Here is a 26,262-nt window from a genome sequence, read left to right as displayed (position 1 = left end):
GCACTGTGGAGGTGACTTGATTTTTTGCTATCTTTTGTATCAAGACAAAAGTAGTAGCCCCCGCGGCAATGAGCGGTTGATAAGCAGTAAGCTGACAAACTTCGCGCACAATTGCCTAACTTTACCCCATCTACCCAATACTATGTTCAACACCAGCCTGAGTAAAGCACAAGCTAACCGGTACATCTTGTTTTTTTTAGCCGGGTGGACGTTGCTCAACACCCTGCAGGCTGCCACGCTGGGCGTTCACCCAGATGAGGCTTACTACTGGATATACTCGCGCTTTTTAGATTGGGGGTATTATGACCATCCGCCTATGGTGGCGCTGTTCATCCGCCTGGGTGATAGCATTATGCAAACCGAACTGGGTTTACGCCTGCTTACCGTAATATCGAGCACAGTATCGGTATACCTGCTTTGGCTAATTGTTAAACGGTACAATACTGATGCCCGTTGGTTTGTTGCCTTGGTATCGGGTTTGCTGGCTTTTCATATTTACGGTTTTATAACCACGCCCGATGTGCCTTTGCTGTTATTCACCATTTTGTTTTACTACGTATACCAGCACTATCTCGAAAAAAATAACTGGGCTTACGCCTTGCTGTTGGCGGTGGTAATAGCCTTGTTGCTGTACAGTAAATATCATGGCGTTTTGGTGTTGCTGCTTACCTTGCTGGCTAATTCTAAAATACTGTTAAGGCCATCTTTTTATCTTATACCGGTTGTAGCGGCATTGTTGTATCTGCCGCATATTCTATGGCAAATCAACCATAACTATCCATCGGTAAACTACCATTTGTTCGAGCGTTCATCAGCCGATGTTTTCAGCACAGCGCGTGTGTTTGAGTTTATACCCGGCCAATTATTAATTGCCGGTCCGCTTATTGGCTGGTTTTTGTTTTACTACGGGTTTGGCAAAAAGCCGCTCAGTACTTTTACCCGTTGCCTGTTGTTTAACAGTATAGGCATTTTTGCTTTCTTTTGGTTCAACACCATTAAGGGTAACGTGCAACCGCACTGGACGCTGATAGGCTTTGTACCGCTGATACTGTTGGTGCTTATCCGCTTGTCGGACGCACCGGTTCAACCAAAATGGCTGTATAAACTGGCACTGGCCAATACTGCACTTATCATCGTATTCAGGCTGGTGCTTATTGCCGGCATCCCAGCTGTTAAAAAGCTGGCCTTTTTAGAAACTTATTACGGTTACGACGAATGGGCGCAGGAAACTAAAAAGAAGGTTGGCGATGCTTACGTGATCATGCCGGTGGGTTTTCAATCGGCCTCTAAATACAATTATTATACGCACAGCTTAAAAGGGTTTTCGTACGATGCCTCCAACTATCGCCGCACTCAATATGATATGTGGCCCATTGAAGATAGCATGCAAAACAAGCGCGCTTTTTATACCACCCCTTATCGCTTAGGCGGCTCTGAAACTGACAGCATCAAAACGGATAAAGACACTTGGTTTGGCTTTTGGGTTGACAGTGTACGCACTTATCAGAAAGTTGATATTCGCACTGATAAGTATGATCTAACGGCGAGGCCGGGTGAGTTAATGAAATTTAATCTGCAAATTATTAATCCGTACAATACTCTTGTAAACTTTGCTAACCCAAAACAAGGCAGCCAGGTAACGCTTGTGGCCTGTTTTTACCAGGGCGATAATGGCATATTTGAATATGCTCCGCATAATTTTAATGATATTGTGATTACGCCGCATAACAAAGTAAACTATACTTTTGCGGCAAAGGCTCCAACTAAAAAAGGCAAGTATGAACTCATATTTTCGTTATGCACTACACCGTTTTTAGGTGGCCGAAACAGCCGCATTGTTAATTTTACCGTTCAATAAAAATCTATGATAAAAAAGTTTTACTTCCTTATATTTTGTTTACTCGTTGCCCGCCTTGCACAAGCCCAGCAAAGTGTTGATGTTAACGTAAGCGGATTGGGTTTTTTAGATAACCGCGAGTACAAAGCCTACACCGAACGCTCTCGAACCTATTCGGGAATGCGTACTGCTATTGATTTTGGGTTGAACATCGATAGCCTTAACCACATTGTTATTGGTATAAACGGTATACATGAGTTTGGTGCCAAGCCTTACTTTTTACGGGTCGATCCGGTGGCTTATTACAAGTTCGAGAGTCACAAATGGCTGTTCAATGCCGGTATGTTTCCGCGTAAAGAGATATTGAGTAGCTACCCGCGTGCCATACTTAACGATACGCTGATGTATTACCGCCCCAACATAGAGGGCCTGGCTACCCGTTACCAAACCGAGTACGGCTACGAAACCTTGTGGCTCGACTGGACCAGCCGCCAAACCAATACCGACCGCGAGCAATTCCTGTTCGGTTTAGCCGGTAAATACCTGCCTGATCCATTTGGGCCATTTTACCTGTCGCACTACTTTATGTTGCTGCATGATGCCGGTCCGGCGGTGTCAATACCCGGCGATCATATACGCGATAACGGTGCGGCACAGATACGCTTAGGCTACAATTTTGGTAAAAAAACCATGTTCGATTCGCTTTCGGTTGAGGCCGGCGGTATGCTCTCACTGGAGCGTGTACGTAGCGTGAACGGTTTCCGCAAGCCACTGGGTGTCGTGGCCAGCATATATGCCAGCTACCACCGTATTGCGTTTTTTGATGAATTTTACAAAGGCCAGGGCCACGACGTTACCTATGGCGATGCTTTTTACCGCAAAAAGATCTATAACCGTCTCGACATTATTTACACGCCGTTTTTGTTTAAGCATATTAAAGGCCAGTTTATATTGAGCCTGCACCAATCGCCGGGGCAACTGGGCGATAGCCAGCAAGCTTTCAGACTGACGTATGATTTAGGTCGCAAAAAATTATTTAACTTTAAGGACGATAACTAATTACCTGCCATGGCCGAAGAAACCCTGTGCGAACACCTCACCGCCATTACCGAAGTTAAAATTGGCGACCAGTACGTATGCGAAGAATGTGTTAAACAAAACGGCACCTGGCTGCACCTGCGCACCTGCCAAACCTGCGGCGTAACCCTGTGCTGCGATTCATCGCCCCAAAAACACATGACCAAACACCACCACCGCAGCGGCCACCCCGTAATGGCATCGGCCGAGCCCGGCGAACGCTGGCTATGGTGTTATAATGATGAAATGGTGAGGGAGTATTAATACTCAATTACCGGCCAAATGTGGAAGATGATATTCTACTTCTTTCTGATAATTTTTATCATTTACACTGCTTTTCAACTTGGCTTCTGGGCTTATTGGTATGTTTCAACTCATAAATAAAATTGTCATTTCGAACGACAGTGAGAAATCCTGTTCATATTGCAAATCTTATCCGCCCGAACAAGATTTCTCGTTATCCCTCGAAATGACAGGTTGAGTTAATGATTTTAAACCGAATAGCCACCCGGATAGGACCCCTGTTCGTGTTGCTAAGCCTATTGCTCTAACAAGATTCCTCGTTCCTCGGAACAATAATTATACAAAACCTGTATCTTCGCGCCTCCAACAACAATAAGGGCTGCTAACCCGTTTTTATTTTATTATTAAACTACCATTATGTCTATATCATCAGATGCCGAATTAACCGGGATGCAAAAAATAAGTGAGTGTGTGGCGCTGGTTTTGAAAGCCATGCGCGAGTATTGCAAACCCGGAATCAGTACGCTTGAACTGGATGAGTTTGGCGGAAGGATGTTGAATGAAATGGGCGCAAAATCGGCCCCTAAACTGACTTATGGTTTTCCGGGATATACCTGCATCAGCGTTAACAATGCGGTTGCGCATGGTAAGCCCTCAGCCGATATTATTTTGCAGGAAGGCGACCTGATCAACATCGACGTATCGGCCGAGTTGAACGGCTTTTGGGGCGATAACGGCGGCTCATTTGTGTTGGGCGAAGACATACACAACCACCAGGATTTGGTAGAGGCCTCGAAAGAAATTTTGCACCTGGCTATCAGTCAAATTAAGGGCGGCGTTAAAATAGCCGATATTGGCAAGCTCATTGAAACCCAGGCCGCCAAACGCGGCTTAACTGTAATTAAAAACCTGGCAGGCCACGGCATTGGCTACAGCCTGCACGAAGAACCGCACGACATACTCAACTGTTACGACCGCTATAACACCACCCGTTTTAAAAAGAACAGCGTGGTAGCCATCGAAACGTTTATCTCCACTAAATCAACCATTGCCCAAGCGGCACCCGGCGACGAATGGACGCTTTTTGGCAACAAAGGTGGCTTTGTTGCCCAGCACGAGCATACCATCATGGTTACCGGCGGGGAGCCGATGATTTTAACGGAGGCTAACGGAATTTGGGATTAAGAATTTCTTGTACATTTTACCCCCCGTCTTGTCATTTCGAACGATAGAGAGAAATCTTTTCGCATTGATAGGCTTACCGCTTCGACTTATCGCTTCGAAAAGATTTCTCGTACCTCGAAATGACATGATGGGGAAAGAAGTGTTAAAAGGGAACCTAAATTCTGCCCATTTCACAATTCTTAAAATTCCTGTTCAATTGCAGTTTGCGTTAGCGATAGTAGCGGAAACTCCACAGTGAAGCGTAGCGGAACGAGGAGTTGCAGCGGATAGCTCGGGCCGGAGGTAACGCCCAAGTTTAGTTGATTAGTGAGTAGTTGAATAAGTTATTAGTTATTCAAATTACTCTTTCGCACATCCAAGCTCAATACTTACGCCAGCAAAGCAATTACACAAATGAGCTAAGAATAATAACGCTTTACTTGTCAAAACGTAAATTATATACTGCATTTGTCAAGCCCTAAACCTTTAATCTACTCCACTCAAATCCAACTATTGAGAATAAATCTAAATAGTATTTGAGTAAACCTATAATCCCAAAAAAGGCGTTATATTTTGTACATTCGCGGCGTTCACTCTGTATAGAGGCCCCGAACCAAACTATTGTTCATTTTTTACCTTAAAATCAATCAAATGGCTTTTGATTTAGATATGATTAAAAAGGTGTACGAGCGTTACGGAACCCGTATTGCAGCGGCCCGTAAAGCTACCGGCAAACCTTTAACATTAACCGAGAAAATTTTGTATGCTCACCTTACTGAAGGCGATGCCCAGGCAACGTATCAGCGTGGTGTTGACTATGTAGACTTTGCACCCGATCGTGTGGCTATGCAGGATGCAACTGCGCAAATGGCGTTGCTGCAATTTATGCAAGCTGGTCGTCCGCAGGTGGCAGTACCTTCAACCGTACATTGCGATCACTTAATTCAGGCCAAAATTGGTGCGGTAGAAGATTTAAATACAGCTAAAGATATTAACAGCGAGGTTTATGATTTCCTGTCGTCAGTATCTGATAAATACGGTTTGGGTTTCTGGAAACCAGGCGCTGGTATCATTCACCAGGTAGTGTTAGAAAACTACGCTTTTCCGGGTGGTATGATGATTGGTACCGACTCACACACACCTAACGCAGGTGGTTTGGGTATGGTTGCTATTGGTGTTGGCGGTGCCGATGCTTGCGACGTTATGGCCGGCTTACCATGGGAGCTTAAATTCCCTAAAATATTAGGTGTTAAATTAACCGGCAAGCTTTCGGGCTGGAGCTCGGCTAAAGACGTTATTTTACGTGTTGCCGGTATACTTACCGTAAAAGGTGGTACAGGTTACATTGTAGAATACTTTGGCGAAGGTGCCGAATCTTTATCAGCTACCGGTAAAGGTACCATTTGTAACATGGGTGCCGAAATTGGTGCTACTACATCAATTTTCGGTTACGGCGAAAAAGCTGCAGCTTACCTGCGTGGTACCGAACGTGCCGATATTGCCGACATGGCCGATGCCATTGCCGAGCACTTAACCGGTGACCCTGAGGTTTACGCTAACCCTGAGCAATATTTTGACCAGGTTATCGAAATTAACCTGAGCGAGCTTGAGCCACACATTAACGGTCCGTTTACTCCGGATTTGGCCTGGCCACTATCTAAGTTTGCTACTGCTGTTAAAGAAAACGGCTGGCCAACTGCTTTAGAGGTAGGTTTAATTGGTTCATGTACCAACTCATCTTATGAAGATATTAGCCGTGCGGCATCAATTGCCAAACAAGCTACTGATAAAGGCTTAAAAACTAAGGCCGAATACACCGTAACTCCAGGTTCGGAATTAGTACGTTACACCGTTGAGCGCGATGGTTACTTAAATACCTTCGAGCAAATTGGCGGTGTAGTATTAGCTAACGCTTGTGGTCCATGTATCGGTCAGTGGTCACGCCATACCGATGATCCTACCCGTAAAAACTCTATCATCACCTCGTTTAACCGTAACTTTGCTAAACGTCAGGATGGTAACCCTAATACTCACGCTTTCGTAGCATCTCCTGAGATTGTTACTGCGTTTGCTATTGCCGGCGACTTAACCTTTAACCCAATCACCGATACGTTAACCAACGAAGCAGGTGAGCAAGTGAAACTGGACGAGCCATTGGGCATCGAACTACCAATTAAAGGTTTTGCGGTTGAAGATGCCGGTTACCAGGCACCAGCCGAAGACGGTAGCGCTGTACAGGTAGCTGTTGATCCAAAATCATCACGCTTACAATTGTTAGAGCCGTTTGCTGCATGGGAAGGTACCGACATTAAAGACCTGCGCTTGTTAATTAAAGCCAAAGGTAAATGTACTACCGATCACATTTCTATGGCTGGTCCGTGGTTAAAGTTCCGCGGCCACTTAGATAACATCAGCAACAACATGCTGATTGGTGCTATTAACTACTTTAACAACACTGCCGATAGCGTTAAAAACGAACTGACCGGCGAATACGGTCCGGTTCCGGCTACCCAGCGCGATTATAAAGCAAACGGTATCGGTTCTATCGTGGTAGGCGACGAAAACTATGGCGAAGGTTCATCACGTGAGCACGCAGCTATGGAGCCTCGTCACTTAGGTGTTCGTGCTATCCTGGTAAAATCATTTGCCCGTATACACGAAACCAACCTTAAAAAACAAGGTATGTTAGGTTTAACCTTTGCTGATGGTGCCGATTACGACAAAATTCAGGAAGACGACCGCATCGACATCGTAGGCTTAACCGAATTTGCCCCAGGCAAACAGTTAACCGTAGTGTTACACCACGCCGATGGTACCGAAGATTCGTTCCCGGTTAACCACACCTACAACGCTCAGCAAATTGAGTGGTTTAAAGCTGGTGGTGCGTTAAACATCATCCGTAAACAACAAGCTGGTAACTAAGCAAGTCATAAGACACAAGGTATTGTGTCTTTACAGATAATAGAAACGCCATTGCGAAAGCAGTGGCGTTTTTTTATTGGGGGAATATTTCGTTGTTAAGAAGGAGATACAAAATATTGTGTCTCTACGGAATTTATGTTGGGATGTAGTATCGCATTCTCTCTTCAAAAGGAGCGGTGGCCCGCCACAACGCCCGGCCGGGAGCTGCCTGCGGGGTAGCAGGGATCGTTGTGGATAGGCCTTTTTGTTTCTTTTGTGGCTATGACAAAATTGCGATAGCAATCATCCACACCAAAAACAAATAAAACGTGTATAACTATAGCCTGCGCGGCAATGAGCGCTACCGGAGCGATAAGTTACCTATGGCACAAGTAGCCATCACACATTCCACCCCCTACATACTTGCGCCAGTAAGAGCTATAAACTCACAACCTTTCATCCGCAGAGATTGCTTCGTTCCTCGCAATGACGTACTTCTACTTTTTTTTCTACAATCCGTTCACCTTCACACAATACTCCAAAGTATCCACCTCTAAATTTTCTTTAGTCAAGCCGGGCAAACCTACCGGCGCAAACTCATTGTTTAGCTTTACAAAGTAAAACTCTCCACCCTTTTTGCGGAGCTTAATAGGAATGTTGAAATTCTTCACATCAGTTGTCCATTTAGCGTATACCTTGCCGTTCTCAAATTTAAGATCAAGGATGGGTAAGTCTTTGTGGCGTAGGTACTGGTCAAAAACCGGGGCAAGGTTCATACCGGCTTCCTTGCTTATGTAATTTTCAATTTGGGCGGTTGTCACGGTTTGATGATAGAAAGTTTTGTTGAGGCCGCGTAAAATAGCACGCCACTTTTCATCATTATTAATGAGGGTACGGATGAGCGCCAGCATGTTGCCGCCTTTGTAATACATATCGCCCGAGCCTTCTTTATTTACATTGTATGGGCCGATAACAGGTATATCATTCTGTATGTTTTTACGGGTGCCTTGCACATATTCCAATCCGGCGGTTTTGCCATAATAGCTCTCGATAAACAACGATTCGGAATAATTGGTAAAGCTCTCGTGTATCCACATATCGGCAATGTCTTTGGAGGTAATGTTGTTGCCGAACCACTCGTGACCGCTCTCGTGCACAATAATAAAATCCCAGGTGAGGCCACGGCCTGTGCCCGACAAATCTCTGCCCAAATAGCCGTTACGGTATTTGTTGCCATAAGCCACGGCACTTTGGTGTTCCATCCCCAGGTGCGGGGTTTCTACCAGCTTATAGCCATCTTTATACCAGGGATACGGACCAAACCAATATTCGAACGATTTGAGCATACGCTTTACATCACGGTCGAACTGTTTTTTTGCCAGTTCCTGGTGATAGGGCAGCACCCAGTAATCGAGGGTAAGTTTGCCTTGTTCGCCGTCGTAGCTGTCTTCCATGTGGGTATAATCGGCTATGTTGGCGGCTATGTCGTAGTTGTTAATGGGGTTAGCCACAAACCAATCGAAACGGGTGTAGCCATCGGCAAGTTCGGTCACTTTACGGAGGCGGCCGTTCGATACATCTTTTAAGCCTTTGGGTACGCTGATGCTGATGAGCGCACTGTCTACCTCATCGGCCTGGTGATCTTTGGTAGGCCACCATATACTGGCTCCTGCACCCTGGCAGGCGGTGGCTACGTAAGGCTTGCCTAAGGAGTCGGTGGTAAATACCACGCCACCATCCCACGGAGCGCGTTTGGCCACCGTTGGGTTACCCGAGTAGTACACGGTAAATTCATCCTTACTGCCTTTAATTATAGCCTTTGGAAAGGTAACAAATACTGCAGCAGCCTCGCGGGTAAAGGGGAGTTCCTTGCCTTGATATTCTACCTTTTCTACCTTTAAATTAGCATACAGGTCAAACTGTAGTTTGGTAAAATTTTGCGTAGCGGTAAATTTAAACAGGTTACTGCCGCTGATGTACTTTTTATCAATGTCGAATTTAACATCGAGGTGATAGTAGTTAATATCGTAACAGGTGCGCAACGGCGTGAGCATGCCACGAAGGGTATCGGCACGGGTATAGATTTCTTTTTTCTGCATCAGTTGGGCCGATGCGCTGAATGTGCCCAATGCCAATAAAGCAGTTGCAAATATTTTTGAGGTGAGTTTCATTTCAAGAGTAGTTACACGAAATTAAACAAAAAGAGACACAAAGTATTGTGTCTCTACGGTGCATAATTAACCAATATTTTGCAGTTATTAACCTGCCTATTTCAAAACCTCTACTTCCACATAGCTATCGTTATAAACGGTGTGGGTAGCTTTTATATAATCGGCTTCGGTGGCTTTGTATGGGTTTGCTACAAACTTTTGCGGGTTGCGGGCAAATAATGGAAAAGCTGTGCTTTGTACCTGTATCATAATGCGGTGACCTTTTTTAAAGGTGTGCAGTACATCCTGCAACTTCACATTTACATTAGTTTTTTGGTTGGGCACAAATGCTTCGGGTTTTTCAAAGCTGTTGCGGAAACGGCCGGGCATAATTTCCGATCGTACCATTTGCTGGTAGCCGGCCATGAGTATATTTTTGTTGGGCAGGTACGGGTGCTGTGGTTCATCGCCGGGGTAAACGTCTATCAGTTTTACAAACCAATCGGCATCGGTACCAGTGGTGGCTACTTTAAGGTGAGCCATAATTTCGCCTCCCAAGGTTACATCCTCGGTTAAAACATCGCTCTGAAAAACCAGCACATCGGTACGGCGGCCGGCAAAGCGTTGGTCTTCGCTCATATAATTGCGCGGGGTAAAGCCAACGGTTGTGGTATTATCAGCGGTATAAGGCACGGGCTTCAACGGGTCGCTTATAAACGATACCGAACCAGTTCCCGAAGGTTGCGACATTGGCAACTTACCATCGGCACTTAAAAACAGTTTTTGCTTTATAGCAGCAGGTACAGGCCATTGTGTAAACTGTGCCCATTCTTTTTTACCAGTGTTGTATAAATATGCTTTCGGCAGGCCGCTGTTTTTATCGCCGCTGCCTTTTAAAAAATGGTTGAAAAACCTGGCTTCAATGTCTTTTTGGTAAAAGGTGGCAATGCTATCGCCAAAGTATACATCGCCGTGGCGATGGTGACCTTGTTCGCGGCTCCAGCCTCCATGATCGAACGGTCCCATGACAATGGTATTATAAGCAGCCGGATCGGTTTTATTAATGGTTTTAAATATAGCCAGCGGACCGCGTAAGTCTTCGGCATCAAACCAGCCGCCCACGATCATTACGGCAGGTTTTACTTTACCAAAGTGTCGCAACAAATCGCGCTTTTGCCAAAACTCATCGTAGTTGGGGTGGTTTACGGTTTCCTGCCAGTAAAAATTGTCTTTGTAATATTTATCAGCATTGGTTAGCGGCCCCATGTCCAGCAAAAACTGGTAACCATCGCGGGTATCGGGTTTAATGGTTTGGTGGGCATACCATGATTTACTGGTGGTATCCTTTTTTTGCACGCCAAACACCGGGTAAGTAAAAAAGTACGACTCGAGCAAGGCACCGTTGTGATGAAAATCATCATACCAAAAATCAGAAATAGGAGCCTGTGGCGATGATGCCTTGAGCGCCGGGTGATTCGACAGGATGCCAGCAGCGGTATAAAATCCGGGGTACGAACCTCCCCACTGGCCAACCCTGCCGTTGTTAAACTGCACGTTTTTTACCAGCCAGTCAATGGTGTCGTACGTGTCCGAACCTTCGTCAACATCTTTTTTACCTTTCTTATTATCAATAACCGGGGTCATGTTGGTCCAGGTACCTTCGCTTTTCCAGCGGCCGCGTACGTCCTGGTACACCACAATGTACCCGGCCTTCATCATCAGTTCCGAAGGCCCTAATTTTGCCGGGAATTTATCGGCCCCGTAAGGAGCAACGCTGTAACAGGTGCGCTGCATAATAATAGGATACTTTTTTTGTGCCGATGCATCTTTGGGGGTATAAATGGAGGTAAAGAGTTTAATACCATCGCGCATGGTAATGTATACGTCTTTTTTGGTGTAGTGCGCTGCGGCATAATCACTGCCGGTTTGTGCAAAGGCAGTTGTACTTATAACCGCAAGGGCTATAAGCAGCATGTAAATCTTATTCATTTGATGAGTTAACAGTTAGTAAAACGAATATAGCTACTTAACGGCACTAACCGAAAGCATTTAAAACTACCTGTTAAACGGATACTCGTTTACCCAATGAAAGCCGCGTTTGGTTAGCGTAAATTGCTTTTCGTCGTACCGTTTCAAGCGGATGCTTACACTATCACCCATCAGCTTGCCTTTAATAGTAAGTATATCCGGCTTTTGCATGGTATACTTAAGCATGAACTTTTTAGTAGTATCGCTGCCTTGGTATATGTAAACAGTTTTGCGCACTGTATCGGGTTCAAAGGCAAAATTGCGGGTGCTATCATTCATTAAATATACACGGGCGTAACCCTTGTAACCAATTACCAGCCGGCGCCAGCGCGTGGTATCAGTAGTTAATGGGGCAAGGGTATCGTGATTACGCACAAAGCTTTGGGTTTCATAAATACCGTAAAGGGCGGGCTTGGGTGCGGCATCGCCATAGGTTTTCACACTGGCAAAACAATTCTCGGCTGTGCTGATGCTTACATAAGCTATGAGTAAGTATTTTATAGTGATGAGCGTAATGTTTTTCCAACGCTTTTTAAATCGTTTGGGGGATAGATTGGCCGATTGAGCTTCGCGGTGTAAAAAGAAGAAGTTTACAAAACGATCAATATCCCTGAATAACAAAAACAAGGTCATGACCACCAGCATGGTTGATAGTATTTTTACAGGCACATCAAAGCAATAGTTGATAGCCATAATATTGGCAGCAACTACCAAACTAATTACGGCACCCAATAAAGCAGTACGCCTGAAGAGCAGCAAAATTCCGCAGGTTAACTCGGCAAAGCCGGTAAAATAATTGTATCCTTTTGAAAACCCCATAAAAGTCCAGGCTAAGCCCATGGGTGATGAGTTACCATAAGGCTGCAGCAAACGCCCTAATCCCGGGTACGGAAACTGGAGTTTGATAACCTTTACGGCGCCATAGCTAAGCATGGTTATACCCACATAAAATCGTAAAATAACGGTTAACCAGTAATAAAGCTTATCGTAATTACAGTCCTTGCGGTTTACGGCCGACCATATAACCGCCACCACAAAACTTACCACCACGCAAAACAACAGCACGAGGTAATCATAAGAAGTATCGCCGCTGCCGTTGGTAAATACCGTAATAGGATAAGGCAGGTGCAAAATATGTGCCGCGCTCCATACAATTACCCCATGCATGGGCTGTATGTACGATTCATAGGTTTCACTCAATAAAGGAACGGCCCCGTTGGGATTGAAAAATATAAAAACCGGGAAAAATATAACGAAGAACCGGAAGGCCAGTTTTTGAGCCAGGGGCCAGGGTGAGGCTGCATTAGCGAAGGTCGAATCCATAAAATGCGATGACGAAAAGGTTGATAATTTTAAAGTTAACGTTTAATATCAAAAGAAAGTACACACTGCAAAATTCAACCAAACAAAAAGCCCGATTGATTGCTCAGCCGGGCTTTGTATATCGTTTATCGTCGTTTTAGAGTATTTTATATAACGTCCAATAATCGGTAACGTAAATTTTGTAGATGTATAGCTTAGGGTTTTTACGGCGTATACCATCAAGGTAAAAATCAGTTAGCTGCGTGTAGCCCAGCATAGGGTTGGCTTCGTTGGCAATTAATACGTACCCATCATACTTTTCAGGTGCCTCAACGGCGCTAAGGTAACTTTCCTGGTAAGGCATGGTTAATGTTTTAATATTTTTAACATAACATGCTACCGAGTAGGCTACGGCATCATCAACCAGAACATGATCGGTATCATGCAGGGTGTTCAGGTAATCGGCAATTTCATGGTTTTGCTCATCAACCTTGTTGCTGGTGCGATGTAATAATACGCTGGCAAAATTGGTTTCCTCGGGGATATACGATTTGGTTAAGAAAATATATCCTATGTATAACTGCACCGCCACTACAATGGCAAGCGCTGTTTTAAGCATACGCTGATTTTTTATAAACCTTGCCCTAAAGATGATACACAGTAAGGCCAGTACTAAAAAAATAAGGTAGTACTGGTAAATAAGGTTTACACCGGTATACTTAACCTTTAAAAACTCAATAAGGCCAAACGGGGTAAGCAGGGTAAGTATTTGATAAGTATTTTGCTTAAAAAGGTAAATAGCCAGCACGATCATGGGGCAAAACACAATGGCTTTTAATGATACGAGTATAGATATTTCGGGGATGGCAAAACGTGAGGCAACCTGGGTGGCACTGTATTCAAACTTATCGGCAATAATATTCCAGGTAGCGTAGGGGCTTTCGAGGAAGTAATTCAAATCATCGGCATGGGTAAGATTAAGCACTTTGTAAATAGCTATTGAAGCTACCGGCAAAATGAAAATGATACTGTAAATACTGAATGTTTTATTGATAAGCTTACGACGCAGTGAAGGGTTGTTAAAGCTGAGGTGTAGCCTGAAAACCGATTCCTTTTCGCTCAGGTTTAAGCTATGCAGCGAGATTGACAATACCAGCGGTATAAAGAACAGCGCAAGCCATATGCACTTATAATCGCTGAATACGAGCAACACAAAAAATATACTGGCTATAGATACGTGGTATGTAGTGTTGGAGTTGTAAAACCTCAGCATATTCAAAAAGAACAGGAAGAAGAAGATCAGCACCATATAAATGGACTTGCCCGATGCCGCCGTGTATATAAAACCCGGATGCAACATGAACAGCAGCACCAACATATACAGGTAAAAGTTGTCTTTATTACGCTTAACCAGCGAGGTTGCCATAATGTAAAACAACACGGCCGTACCCACCGCCGATGCCAGCACCGGCGCTAACGTGGAATTGATAAAGCTAAATATGTAAGAACCGTAAAACGGTAGCAAAGGCGAGGTTAAACCCATAACACGCAGCTTATTGCCAAGCCCTTGGGTAATTATCTTACCTTTTTCAATGTAAAACAACTGCTCGTGGTTGGTATAACCCAGTTGGTTAAGGTACACGGCAATAAATATATAGTATACAGCCAGTAAAAGCGTAAATACAACAAGATAAAAAGTTTTAGACCGTGCCATGTTTATTTAACCGCGTTGTTTTGATTGTTTACCTTACTTAAACCATGGTTGGTTTTTTCCCAGTAAAACGGATTTACAATTAGCTGATAAAAGCCTTTATAAGCTGCAATGGAGTGCATCAACCAGTATATAGGGTTGGCAATGGCAAATAAGATCAACTCGTAATAACGGCGTTTAAATACGGCCATCATATTTACATATATCATGAGGATGTTGCCCACCATGAGGTTAAATATGGAAATGAACAAAACCCAATCAGGAAACAGCGTGCGGATAATAGCCAGGTCAAACACCACATAACCTATAAATATGAGTATAAGTATAGGGTTGATGAGGAACATGATAGGCGTTGCACCCACAAAGAAGTTGAACCCTAAAAAGCCTTTAAAGCCAATTTTGCGTATCAGCTCCAACGGGTTGCGCATGTGTACCAGGTAGGTTTGCATATAACCCTTAATCCAGCGCGAACGTTGACGTATCCAGTTGAAGAATTCGTTGTTTGCTTCCTCGTAAGTAGTAGAGTTTAATACGGCAATTTTGTGGCCTTTGGCGTAAGCACGTACACCTAAGTCGGCGTCTTCGGTTACGTTAAAAGGGTCCCAGGCACCAAGCTCAACCAATTGATCCAGCTTAAAGTGGTTACTGGTACCTCCAAGCGGAATAGGAATATCAAGGGTATCCAAACCAGGCAACACATAATCAAACCAGTACGAGTACTCGAGGGTAAACATACGGGTCAAAAAGTTCTCGTTACGATTAAAGTAGTTTAAGGCACACTGCACACAAATGTAATCTTCGGGCAGTTTGTTAAACATGGCCACAACCTTTTTCAACTGGTCGGTATCCGGAATGTCCTCGGCATCGTAAATAGTAAGATATTTACCACGCGAAAAATGCAAACCATAGTTACAGGCCTTAGGCTTGGTTTTAGGCATGTGGAAAGGCACCACAATTACCTCAAAAATAGCCGGAAAATCGAGGTTACGTACTGCATTCAGCGTTTTATCATCGTCTTCCTCAATCAGTAGCTTTATATCCAGGCGGTCGCGCGGGTAATCGATACTCTGCAGGTTCCAGATGAGTTTTTTAATCAGTTTATCCTCTTTGTATACCGGCAGGTGTATGGTGTAAACCGGAAGTTCATCATCATCCAGATCTTTCACCTCGCTTTTGGTTACCGCCTGGTACAGCTCAAACTTTGAGCCCACCAATGATAAGAAAAGCTTGAATGAAATGGTGAACAGGAAAAACACGCTCATGATTACGTTGATAATGATCGACGTAATTTTAAAGCTGAGTACTAACCCCGCGGCAATAGCCCCAAGCAGCACAAATAAAAACACCAGCTGTTTAGAGGTAAAGGTGGTTAATGCCGAGCTGGCCTGGTCGTTATTCAAAAGTTCAAAAACGGCCGACTTTACATACTTTTGTCCAAGCAATTTGTGACTTAACCAGGTAATATCCAAATCCGAAGCCACAATAATAATTGGCTCCAGCCCGTAGGTTAAACGTACAAAATCAATAAAAAGCTGGTCTTCGGGATCGGCCATGAGGGTTACCACACGGTTATCCTCAATACGTAAAGGTATAGCCATGCGCTCATCGGCAAAGCGCAGATCAATTTTCTCGAGTATTTCTTCCTGATAAGCCTCTTCGCGTATCTCTTCAAATACGTAGCCGGCGTTGGTTAACGAGCGTTCGTAGTTCTTACGTGATATAAAGCCAAAGTTGAGGGCGATTTTAATTGGCGCACCACCGATCTTTATACAGTAATCATCAATTTTATCGCAATCCTCATAGGTGAGAAAGCCATCCTGCATCAGCAACTGAAAGATAGGAGAGTTGCGTGTGCCCGAATATATGCCTCCGGTTTCGCCCGAAATTAAACCTTCACTTAGGGTACTGCCCATAAATTTGTGTAATACGATGAGTAATAGTTAAATAAGCAATAGCAGAAAACATAAACTATTTTCTGCTATTGCCCAATTATGAACGTGTTAGCAACAGCTTACTCGCCCAGCATGTCTTGAGAGCGCTGTACTTTAGAGCGCACGTACAGGAACGCCAGCAGGATAAGTACCAATATAGCTAACAATACGTAGAGGTTGTAATTTTCCCAAAAACGGGCTAAACCACTTTTGGCATCGGTATACTGTACGTTATCGGCTACTTTATCAACATTAAACAAGTATTTGTTGTCGTTTACGTCAGACACGCACACGTTACTGTTTAAGGTTGAAAGCTGCTCGGTAATGGCTTTTGAGGCCGACAGGAATGCACCGTCTAAATTAGAGCCGGTAGCGGTAAGTACCAGTATGGCGTTATTGCTGCCGCGGCCGTAAAATATTTGTGCCAAACCGTTCGATACCGAATCGGACAGGGCGTATACCAGTTTGTTATCCTCGTTGTTGTATAAGCGGAAGGCACGGTCGAACCTGATCGGTGCATCAGGAAACTTGCTCATTAGGTTATCATCTTTCGAAAGCAGCGCAACGATGTTGAATTTCTTTAAATCGCCTTCGCTAACCTCATCTGAATAAACAAAATCAGGGAAGTTATTGCTGTTTAAGTTATTGTTCAATTCATAAACAATTTCGCCAACTGCACCTGCTGCGTGTTTAGCGTAGCTTTTGCTCACCACAATTTTCGATGGACCTTCGTTAAAGGCTTCGGGGTATTGGTAAAAGCTCAGGGTATTGTTTACAAACGGGTTTCTTGATTCAAGATATGATTTATCAACATCAATTTCACCAAAGAAATTAAGGAAGCTGTTCATACAGTTACCTGTTGACGGGTAAAAACGGAACTCGGCAGTAAGTGAGTTGTACTTACGGTGCTGATAACGGTTAACCACAACCGAGGTGTTTAGTTTACCGGTTTCGTTCAGCTTTTCGCTGCTGATGAGCATACCGTTAAGGTAAATATTAAAATAACCGCGGTCGTCAGGCTTCATACCACTATAGGTACCCACAAAGCGCATTTCAACCTCTTTAGGAGTGAAACTAAAATCACTGTTTTTAAAGGTGTAAACGCTACGTAACGAACCAATACCCGACATGAAGTTTGACACACCACCCACATCACGGAAGGTTAATTTGGTGCGTTGCTGGTTTAAGTTCTTAATGTTATCATTGCTGGCTGTATTAACTACCAAGTAGTTGCCAAATGATGAATTGAGGATGTTATAGTTGCCCAATGCGGTAATGGCTTTGTTATAGCCTTCATCATCGGCACCGGTAATAAACAGTATCTCGTAACTTGAAAATGCCTGCCTTGCAGCCGAAATTGACGATATAAAACGCGGGCGGTTGGCAGATGAGTCGGTTACGTTGCTTTTGTACAGGTACATTAAGCCCTGGCCCCCTTGTGGAGATACAGAGATGAGGCTTTTCTTATCGCCCGGCAATTGATCCATTAAACCAACCATTACATAGTTTTTAATGGTATCTGGCAATTTATCGTAAGGGTATACATGCAAATCGCTAACAGCTAACGAGCGTTTAATTTTGTTGTAGGCCCATGCTACGGCTTTTAAATCGTTAAGGCTTGGGTTGCTTGGATAAACAATGGCTGTTTTGCTCTCAAACGAGTTAGCAATGTTAACATTGTTGTACTGATCTTTAGTGCTTTTTACTAATGACAGGTAGGAGTAACCTTTAACCTTGATCCACATGGCCGGGTTATCAAGGTCTTTACACTTGTTATCGGTAATGGTAAGCAGGGTTTTAACCTGAATTTTCAGGAACTGCTTATTATCGGTAAGATAAGAACTGTTTAACGGAATAACCAATCGCTGAATAGAATCCTGTGTCATGCGACCACTGAATACCGGCTTATCGGCGATGATAATGTTAATGTACGAAAGGTTTTTAATAAGTGCTTGTGACGGCTCAAAGTACAGCACCAGTTTGCTGCGGTTCATGTCAACAAGCGGGTCCATCCTGAAATAGAACGAACTTACACCACTCATACCATAAATCACTTCGTCATCATGGCCATAAGTTTTAAAGGAAATATTGGTTTGCGCCAACGTTGCCTTTGCAAACAGGGTCGTTACGAGTAGTAGCAGGGTCAGGAATTTATTCATATCAAGTTGCAGGTTATTGTTCTAAGTATGCGTGTTTGTATTAGTTTATAGCGTAAAATTCTACTTTAAAATAGTTGCCGTTATCATCGCTGCGGTAGGTAAGCTCACCGCCCATTTCAATGGTCATTAGCTTGGCAATAGAAAGGCCAAGTCCTAACCGGCTTTCGGCAGCCGAACCTGAGGCATCGCTTAGGGTTCTCAGGCGGTTAAACATAATGTCTAATTCCTGCTGGCCAATGGCTATACCTTCGTCAATAATCTCAAAAACAAATTTTTGACGCTGCAGGCTGGTTACTACGCGCAGGTTATTGTTAGTTTGCGAAAACTTAATGGCGTTTGATAAAAGGTTTTGAAATACCTGGCTGGTAAATACCCTGTCGAGCCTTACGTTCAGCGGCAATTTCAGTATATTATCGATCAGGTGAACGTTTTTCATATTGGCCGTATCAACAAGGCCCTTAAATACATGAACAGCTACGCTGTTGGCATCAAAGGTTTCCATATTGAACTTTATCTCCGGCGATTCGATCTCTTTAACATCCATCAGGGTTTTGAGCAGGTATTGCATTTTCTCTGATGATTCGCTGATGTAACGGGTAAATTCTTTCTGGTCTTCACTCAGGCGATATTCTTCTTCCTGAATCATGTTATTACTCATCACAATAGAACCAATGAGGTTTTTTAGATCGTGACCGGCAATATTGATGAAGCTATTTTTTTGCTCATCCAGGCGGCGCAGCTTATCGTACTGAATATCGATAATACTGTTCTTCTCCATAATGTCGCGGTTTTGCGCTTTCAATTGCTCGTTCGACTGTTCGATAAGCAGTTGTGAAGTAACCTCGCGTTGTATAACCTTATAACGCGATGCCGGAATTAAGCATGATGCAAAAGCAATAATAAAGAAATATTGACCACCATTACTGATAAACACATCGAGCGAATAGCTGTTAAGTATATTATAAAATATGGCCAGCAGCATTAAGGCTACCAATGATTGTATCAAAGAGTTTACCGGCTCCCAAAATACCTGCAGATTAAAAAACAGGATGATGATAGCATACATTAAAAAGTAAATGGTAATATGGCTTATATCAACTATATTACATAGTATCGACATCACCAGCGAGAGTAAAAAGAAGCTGATATGCAGCAGTATGCGGTAATCGAGCTTGTTTTTTTGGAAGTAATTATAGATACCGTAAATAATGGCAACCACAATTATGCGTACTACCATAATTTCTACCCAATAATTGGTGGTATATATAAAGTCAATAATACCTAAAAGCGGATATAAAAAAATTATAGTCCAAATAATATTGTTAGTAATAAACCAGGCTTTTTTCCGGGTTTCTTTAAGGTATTCTTCTTTATTGATTTGGGCAATCATTTATATGGTGTAAATATTTATCAATTGTGAATAAAATTTGCCTTGTTAAAACTATAAATAATTTAAATGCTAAACATAGAGATTAATAAAATATCGCTTTTAACATTATCAAAAGTTAAACCTTTTTGGTTATTTTTTGTAATAGTTTGCTTTGCAGGTGCAAAAAGCACACCAACATTTGCACAAACCCGAGCCATAGCCATTAAACGGGCTGCATCGTTGGATAATGGGATAAGCATTTCGTGGTTAGAACAAACCTGGAATGCCGATGCCTTGAAACAGCGCCCGGTTGCTGATAGCGATTTTAAACTCCTTAAAAAACTTGGCTTTAAAAGCATCAGGCTACCTGTAGCTTTTAAGTATTACGAAAGTAAACATATTTCAATTATCACAGTAATTAAATCAATTGACTATGTGTGGAATTTATGCAACCGGCATGGCTTTAAACTGGTAATAGATTATCACTACGGCAACCTGAATGATACGAATTACGTTGCCGAAACCCGTTCAATTATTAATACCTGGAGCATTTTAACACGTAAATATGCCAAGGCTTCGCCTGATAAGCTCTTTTTTGAAATTTATAATGAACCACCTCCCATGAGCCCGCAAGTATGGAAGGATGCAGCTTATAATATTGTGACCGCATTGCGTAAAATAGATGCCAAAAGAACGTTTTTGGTGGGAGCTTCAAACTATAACAGTATTTACGAATTGAGCCGCATGGTACGCCTTGGTGATGAAAATATTATATATACCTGCCATTTTTACGAACCTTTCTTTTTTACTCACCAGGGAGCAAGCTGGGTGGGTAATCAGGTTTCCACAACCGGGGTGCCATTTCCCTATACCGTGGAAAATTTTCCCGCTATTAACCCAAAGGCAAAAAACACCTGGGGCGAAACAAATTATAATCAATACAAAACTGATGGCAATGAACGATCGGTAAAAGATAAATTACAAATAGTTAAAAACTGGGCGGGTACTTATGGTGTTCCTGTAATATGCAGCGAGTACGGAGTATATAACAAGTACGCAGATTTAGATAGCCGTTGCCGTTATATTAAAGCGGTACGCTCCGTGCTTAAGGAACTGCACATACCGGGCATGCTTTGGGAATACAACGGAAATTTTTCGTTGTTCTCGGGTAAGCCCACCATTAAAAATTTGCCAGTCTGTATGGCCAATGCCATAGGCTATGAACCTAAAAAGTAATTAATTGTACAACTTACTTAAAATAAGTAACTTTGCCCACCCAAATAAAATTATGGAATTTTTCGTAGAAAAACGTCGTGAGGTAATGATGCATATTGAAAAATACATGCTCGAAAAGATGTATGATTTTTTAAAGCCCATCGACCAAATTTGGCAGCCCTCTGACTTTTTACCTGACTCAACCCGCGATACTTTTTTTTCGGAAATTAAGGAACTTCAGGAAAGCGCTCAAGGCTTATCATATGACCTGGTTGCCGTTTTAATTGGCGATACCATTACCGAAGAAGCACTGCCTACCTATGAATCATGGTTAGCCATGGTTGAGGGGGTGGACAAATCAGAACATAACGGCTGGATGACCTGGACCCGCCACTGGACGGCCGAAGAAAACCGCCACGGTGATTTATTGAATAAGTATCTGTACCTGTCGGGCCGTGTAAACATGCGCGCTATGGAAATATCAACCCAGTATTTGATTGCCGATGGTTTTGATATTGGCACCGGTACCGACCCATACCGTAACTTCATCTATACTTCTTTCCAGGAGTTGGCTACCAATGTATCGCACCGCAGGGTGGCATCATTAGCTAAAAAAGATGGCGACACACTATTATCAAAAATGTGTGGCGTTATCGCGTCAGACGAAGCCCGCCATGCTAAAGCTTACATACACTTCATCAACAAAATATTTGATGTAGACGCCAACGAGGCCATGATTGCCTTTGAGGATATGATGCGCAAGAAAATTGTAATGCCGGCACACTTCATGCGTGAGGTTGGTTTAAAGATAGGCCAAACCTTTGGTCACTTTACCGATGCCGCCCAACGTTTAGGCGTTTATACTGCCGTTGACTATGTTGATATTTTAAAAGACCTGATAGACGAGTGGCAGATTGAAAGCCGTACCGAACTAAATGACGCAGGCGAAAAAGCACGTGATTATATTATTGCTTTGCCAAACCGTTTACTACGTATTGCAGAGCGGTATGAAGAATCCTTCGCTGGAATATAAATTCAGCTGGATACACGGATAATTGCCCCACCCAAGCCCTCTCCGCCTGAGGCGGAAGGGCTTTAGAATATAAAAGTCATGCTGAACCTGTTTCAGCACCCCATAATGCTTGTTAATCATATTGGTTAGCAGGCATTTTTTGTTTATACATTATTTTCTTTGTTCGAATAATCTAACAAAAGGCTATTTAAAATTTCTTCAATAGTAAGTGCATTTACATCATTAACAAAATGCTCCGACTTGGCAACGTGCAGCTCATTCCCGTTCACTAAGTGTATTTCAAACAAAAAGCTATCATATAACTCAGGGAGCTTAATTTCAAGCCCGTTTTCGGTATCAACATACTCCAGGTCCATATCCATGTGCCGGTTTTCTTTAAATCGGGTGTTTAGGTTATTCTCTAAAAAAGCTTTCAAATGTTGGGTATTCACAGGCCCTGTCGTGTGTACAATCTTCATAACCGTTTACTATTGATATAATAAATTACAAGCCGGTAAATCAATTGTTTTTTTTAAGCGCAGGGCGGTTTTTACGCGGCAACCTTTGGCAAGTAAGAGCTTTTACTAACTTTGCTCCTGAGCTCCCCCTTTAGGGGGCTGGGGGTATATGAACTACAAATTACTGGGCCGCTCGGGCCTTAAAGTTTCTGAGCTATGTTTGGGCACCATGGGCTTTGGTACCGAGGCCGGTTGGGGTGCCGATAAGCAAACCAGCTTCGAAATTATGGACGCCTATGCCGAAGCCGGTGGCAATTTCCTCGATACGGCCAACATGTACAAACTGGGCACCAGCGAAAAGATCATTGGCGAGTACCTGAGCATTCATGACCGTCACCAGTTTGTGGTAGCCACCAAGTACACGCTCAAGGATAACATGACCAACGTAAACGCATCGGGCAACAACCGTAAAAACATGATGCGCAGCGTAGAGGAAAGCCTAAAACGCCTGCAAACTGATTATATTGATGTACTATACCTGCACATTTGGGATAATATTACGCCCATTGACGAGGTATTACGAGGCCTTGACGACCTGATACGCCAGGGCAAGGTGAACTATGCTGCCATTAGCGATACCCCCGCCTGGGTAGTAGCCAAAGGCAATACTTTAGCTGAGCTAATGGGCTGGAGCCAGTTTATAGCTTTACAGGTTGAATACAGCTTATTACAACGTACACCAGAGCGCGAACTGATACCCATGGCTAAACACTTTGGCATGACGGTTACCCCCTGGGCACCATTAGCTGGCGGCGCACTCACCGGCAAATACCTGCGTGGCGAAAACGGTCGTGTAAAAGCCGAAAGCAACCGCCGCAACGAAAACAGCGAACGCATTACCCGCGTGGTAATAGACATTGCCGAAGAAATTGGCGCCGAACCAGCCCACGTAGCCTTAGCCTGGATGATGCACCAGGATTTTTCGTGCATCCCTATTGTGGGTGCAACCAAATTGGAGCAGCTAAACCAAAATCTTAAAGCAGCCGACGTAAAGCTAACCACCGAGCAAATGCAAAAGCTCGACGAAGCCAGCCAGATACCACTGGGCTTCCCCGGCGACTTTTTTAAAGAAGATGCGGTGAAGATGAATTCGTTTGGCGGATTTTATGATAGGGTGGAGAAAAGGTAAAATCGGATTGATTTTATAACAATGTGTCATTGCGAGCGATAGCGTGGCAATCTCCTCATGCAAAACGAAACGCGAGGAGATTGCCACGTCGCCCCATCGCACTCAGCCATTCCGCTCCTCGCAATGACACTATTGATAGCTTAAATTCGAAATTAAACACTCCACTTCCGAAATCAAAATATCTCTCCATTGTAAATCCGAAATCGAAAATCCGAATTTCGAAATCAAAAACCTTATCTTTGCACCCGATATGCAATTGGCCGAAGATACAGTAAAGCAGGGATTTAAGGGATATAACAACTACGGCGCATGGCTGCGTAAAAAGTACGATGGCCAGCGTGTGTTTAAAGTTATTGTGGATGGCGGCTTTACCTGTCCCAATCGCGATGGCTCTAAAGGCTATGGCGGCTGTACCTATTGCAATGTCGATTCGTTTACGCCAACTGTATCGCGCAGCACACCAAATTTGCGCGAACAGGTTGAACGAGGTATTGAGCGCGCCCGCAATGGCAACAAGGCCGATAAATTTATCATCTACTTTCAGCCCAATACCAATACTTATGCCCCCACACATTATTTAAAAATGATGTATGATGAAGCATTGAGTGTCGATCCTGAAAATACGGTAGGCCTATCCATTGGTACCCGTCCAGATTGCATTGATGCCGAAAAGATAGCCCTGCTCGAAAGCTACACCGACCGCTTTGATGTGGATTTGGAAATGGGCATGGAATCGATATATAACGATACCCTGAACCAGATCAACCGTGGCTGTTCTCATGAAGATCTCCTCAACGCCCTTAAACTGGTGGAGAATAGCAAGCTTGATATTTGCGTGCATACTATATTTGGCTTCCCTTGGGAATCGCACGAGATGATGTTAAAGTATGCCGACGAGATCAATCGCCATCCGCAAATTAAATTCGTAAAGTTTCACCACCTGCATATTGTGGAAGGTTCGGTAATGGGCGTAAAATACAAACGCGAACCTTTCAAGCTGTTCAGCCTGCCCGAGTATACCGACTTTTTGTGCGAACTATTGCCCATTGTACGCCCCGATGTGGTGGTACAACGCCTCTTCGGCCTGTCAGACCGTGAACTACTCATTGCCCCTAACTGGCAGTTAAAAAAATCAGAGATACAACATTATATTGATAGCGCAATATTAAGCCGTGGCATTATACAGGGCTCGGCCATGTAAAATAATACGCTTTGGTATTTGCTTTGTAATAAACACGTAGTTAAGTTTGAGTTTATTACAACTATTGTGACGCAAAAAAACCTGCAAAGCTATATCCCAGCCTTAACCGGCGTACGTGCATTGGCCGCCTATCTGGTATTCATTTCCCATTTTGAGTATGTTTTTGATGGAAATTTTCCCCATGCTGTGCAAAGATTTCTACAAGAGTTTCATATGGGGGTTACCATATTCTTTGTGCTTTCGGGTTTTTTAATTACTTACCGTTATTATAATAACTTCCATTTAACTAAAGACTGGTTTAAGCAATACTTAAAAAACAGGGTAGCCCGCATTTATCCCATGTACTTTTTGCTCACTGTACTGGCCTTTATTTACTATTACTTTACCCGCGACGAAAAAATCACCCTCGGCTTCCCCTCAGCGCCAGGCTTACTGTTAATGCACGTAACTTTCGTGCGCGGTTTTTTTGCCGATCTATGGGACAGCGGCATTGGCCAGGGCTGGTCGCTCACGGTTGAAGAATGCTTTTACTTTTCGGCGCCGTTCGCCTTCCTCATCAATAAAAAATACAGGCAATTTTTCACACAACCTTTGGCGCTTACCGGCATTGGCTTATTGCTGGTGCTCATCTTCCGCAACTTTAACTGGTATGGTTTCTTCGGCAACTTTACCTTCGTTATGGTTTACACCTTCCTGGGGCGTTGCTTCGAATTTTTTGTGGGCATACAACTGGCGCTTATCCTGCTTAACAAAGGTACCGGGCGTACCAATAAGGTTAAGTATACTTACCTGGGCTTTTTACTAATGATGGTTTGCGTGGGTATCATGTCGCAATTAGTCATCCCTGCCGGCTGGAGTGCAGGTTTACATAACCCATTTGGTATCGTTACCAATAATTACCTGTTGCCGCCTTGCATAGCCATGTTCTTTTACGGCTTACTAACCGAAAGCACGGTATTCAAGACCATCCTCTCATTTAAGTTTGTAGAGCTTTTAGGTAAAAGTTCGTACATCTTTTATCTTATCCACTTAGGCTATATCCGCAACTTTTTAAACGACTGGATAAATAAGGCTAACGATTGGGTTTTTGAATATTATGATACTCACGGCATATCGTGGGAGCATTCACCTTTCGAAAACGACACCGTTAACCTGGTTATACAATTTGTATTGCTGAATGCGCTTTCAATACTATTGTTTAAAACCATTGAAGAGCCGCTTAACCATTACATCCGCAGGTCGAACTTTTTAATTAAGGCAAAGCCCCGTAACCCCGAAAACGAATCGGCATTAATTAAATAATATTAGCTCATAC

Annotated in this window: 17 protein-coding genes and 1 pseudogene; 10 read left to right on the top strand and 8 right to left on the bottom strand. The window is 43.5% G+C overall.

The window, feature by feature from the left end; genetic code table 11:
* The first annotated feature begins 142 nt into the window (after positions 1-142).
* From QE417_RS11300 to QE417_RS11280, 5 genes are all read left to right on the top strand, one after another.
* Positions 143-1,858, top strand: a complete 1,716-nt coding sequence (locus QE417_RS11300) for an ArnT family glycosyltransferase (RefSeq protein WP_311949990.1) — start codon at positions 143-145, stop codon at positions 1,856-1,858.
* A gap of 6 nt (positions 1,859-1,864) precedes the next feature.
* Positions 1,865-2,896, top strand: coding sequence for a hypothetical protein (locus QE417_RS11295; RefSeq protein ID WP_311949989.1), 1,032 nt, complete (start codon positions 1,865-1,867; stop codon positions 2,894-2,896).
* 9 nt (positions 2,897-2,905) lie between these two features.
* Positions 2,906-3,178, top strand: coding sequence for a UBP-type zinc finger domain-containing protein (locus QE417_RS11290; protein ID WP_311949987.1), 273 nt, complete (start codon positions 2,906-2,908; stop codon positions 3,176-3,178).
* Positions 3,179-3,574: 396 nt separating this feature from the next.
* Entirely contained in the window at positions 3,575-4,342 is a 768-nt protein-coding gene (gene map, locus QE417_RS11285) for a type I methionyl aminopeptidase (RefSeq protein WP_311949985.1), read from the top strand.
* A 630-nt stretch (positions 4,343-4,972) separates the two neighbouring features.
* Positions 4,973-7,243 (top strand): aconitate hydratase, encoded by a 2,271-nt coding sequence (locus QE417_RS11280; protein WP_311949984.1) that lies wholly within the window; start codon positions 4,973-4,975, stop codon positions 7,241-7,243.
* A gap of 488 nt (positions 7,244-7,731) precedes the next feature.
* Here QE417_RS11280 and QE417_RS11275 read toward each other — a convergent pair whose 3' ends face one another.
* From QE417_RS11275 to QE417_RS11245, 7 genes are all read right to left on the bottom strand, one after another.
* Positions 7,732-9,393 carry a M1 family metallopeptidase gene (locus tag QE417_RS11275; RefSeq protein ID WP_311949983.1) on the bottom strand — a complete coding sequence of 554 codons (1,662 nt, stop codon included), beginning with the start codon at positions 9,391-9,393 and terminating at the stop codon, positions 7,732-7,734.
* 96 nt (positions 9,394-9,489) lie between these two features.
* The gene (locus QE417_RS11270; RefSeq protein ID WP_311949982.1) at positions 9,490-11,361 is read right to left on the bottom strand and encodes a CocE/NonD family hydrolase; all 1,872 of its coding nucleotides are present in this window, start codon (positions 11,359-11,361) and stop codon (positions 9,490-9,492) included.
* 66 nt (positions 11,362-11,427) lie between these two features.
* Positions 11,428-12,723 carry a DoxX family protein gene (locus QE417_RS11265; RefSeq protein WP_311949981.1) on the bottom strand — a complete coding sequence of 432 codons (1,296 nt, stop codon included), beginning with the start codon at positions 12,721-12,723 and terminating at the stop codon, positions 11,428-11,430.
* A gap of 136 nt (positions 12,724-12,859) precedes the next feature.
* Positions 12,860-14,416, bottom strand: coding sequence for a hypothetical protein (locus tag QE417_RS11260; RefSeq protein WP_311949979.1), 1,557 nt, complete (start codon positions 14,414-14,416; stop codon positions 12,860-12,862).
* Between the two features lie 2 nt (positions 14,417-14,418).
* Entirely contained in the window at positions 14,419-16,326 is a 1,908-nt protein-coding gene (locus tag QE417_RS11255; protein WP_311949978.1) for a glycosyltransferase, read from the bottom strand.
* Positions 16,327-16,424: 98 nt separating this feature from the next.
* On the bottom strand, positions 16,425-18,503 hold the full coding sequence (locus tag QE417_RS11250; RefSeq protein WP_311949977.1) for a cellulose biosynthesis cyclic di-GMP-binding regulatory protein BcsB: 2,079 nt from the start codon (positions 18,501-18,503) through the stop codon (positions 16,425-16,427).
* Between the two features lie 40 nt (positions 18,504-18,543).
* On the bottom strand, positions 18,544-19,893 hold the full coding sequence (locus tag QE417_RS11245) for a sensor histidine kinase (protein ID WP_311949976.1): 1,350 nt from the start codon (positions 19,891-19,893) through the stop codon (positions 18,544-18,546).
* Positions 19,894-19,959: 66 nt separating this feature from the next.
* On the opposite strand from QE417_RS11245, the gene QE417_RS11240 reads away from it, so the two are divergent.
* Complete coding sequence (locus QE417_RS11240) at positions 19,960-21,108, top strand: glycoside hydrolase family 5 protein (protein ID WP_311949975.1); 1,149 nt, start codon at positions 19,960-19,962, stop codon at positions 21,106-21,108.
* Positions 21,109-21,160: 52 nt separating this feature from the next.
* Positions 21,161-22,142 (top strand): annotated as a pseudogene (locus QE417_RS11235) (acyl-ACP desaturase).
* Positions 22,143-22,263: 121 nt separating this feature from the next.
* On the opposite strand, the gene QE417_RS11230 reads toward QE417_RS11235, so the two are convergent.
* Positions 22,264-22,578, bottom strand: a complete 315-nt coding sequence (locus tag QE417_RS11230; RefSeq protein WP_311949973.1) for a hypothetical protein — start codon at positions 22,576-22,578, stop codon at positions 22,264-22,266.
* A gap of 148 nt (positions 22,579-22,726) precedes the next feature.
* Here QE417_RS11230 and QE417_RS11225 point away from each other — a divergent pair, with 148 nt between their 5' ends.
* The 3 genes from QE417_RS11225 (at position 22,727) to QE417_RS11215 (ending at position 26,249) form a co-directional block, all read left to right on the top strand.
* Entirely contained in the window at positions 22,727-23,746 is a 1,020-nt protein-coding gene (locus QE417_RS11225; RefSeq protein ID WP_311949970.1) for an aldo/keto reductase, read from the top strand.
* A gap of 250 nt (positions 23,747-23,996) precedes the next feature.
* The gene (locus QE417_RS11220; RefSeq protein WP_311949968.1) at positions 23,997-24,947 is read left to right on the top strand and encodes a TIGR01212 family radical SAM protein; all 951 of its coding nucleotides are present in this window, start codon (positions 23,997-23,999) and stop codon (positions 24,945-24,947) included.
* A gap of 66 nt (positions 24,948-25,013) precedes the next feature.
* Positions 25,014-26,249 (top strand): acyltransferase family protein, encoded by a 1,236-nt coding sequence (locus QE417_RS11215; RefSeq protein ID WP_311949967.1) that lies wholly within the window; start codon positions 25,014-25,016, stop codon positions 26,247-26,249.
* Positions 26,250-26,262 lie beyond the last annotated feature (13 nt).

This window comes from Mucilaginibacter terrae (assembly GCF_031951985.1).
GTDB lineage: Bacteria > Bacteroidota > Bacteroidia > Sphingobacteriales > Sphingobacteriaceae > Mucilaginibacter > Mucilaginibacter terrae_A.
This window is presented reverse-complemented; position numbering and strand designations above follow the sequence as displayed.